The sequence below is a fragment of the Streptomyces niphimycinicus genome, assembly GCF_018883605.1.
Taxonomy (GTDB): domain Bacteria; phylum Actinomycetota; class Actinomycetes; order Streptomycetales; family Streptomycetaceae; genus Streptomyces; species Streptomyces niphimycinicus.
The window spans coordinates 1-417 of sequence record NZ_JAHLEM010000016.1 but is presented as its reverse complement, the minus strand read 5'-3'; the positions used below and the strand labels follow the sequence as shown (position 1 = coordinate 417).

General features: G+C 71.0%; 1 protein-coding gene. It reads right to left on the bottom strand.

Annotated elements, in window-relative coordinates:
- The coding region (locus KN815_RS02165; RefSeq protein WP_216339605.1) for an IS30 family transposase at nt 1–417 on the bottom strand (417 nt) is incomplete at both ends.

The following is a 417-nucleotide window of genomic DNA, read 5'->3' as shown; positions in this document are numbered from 1 at the left end:
CATTTCGCTGCCCTGGTCCCAGGTCAGGGACCGCTTCAGGTGGGCCGGCAGCGTCTGGACTGTCTCGACCAGGGTGTCGCGGACCAGCTCGGTGCCCCGGCCGTTCGGCAGGTGCAGCAGCAGGACGTAGCGGGTGGAGCGTTCGACGAGGGTGCCGATGGCGGAGGCGCCGTCCTTGCCAATGATCAGGTCGCCCTCCCAGTGGCCGGGCACTGCCCGGTCCTCGGCCTCTGCGGGCCGTTCGCTGATCATCACCATGGGGTCGCGGTAGCGGGGCTGGCGTTGCTGAGCCTGCCGCCGGGGCTTGCGCCGGGCCCGTCCGGTCCGCAGTGCCTTGGCGAGTTCGCGGCGTAGTTCGCCCCGGCCCTGGACGTAGAGGGCCTGGTAGACGGTCTCGTGGACCACGTGCATCTCCGG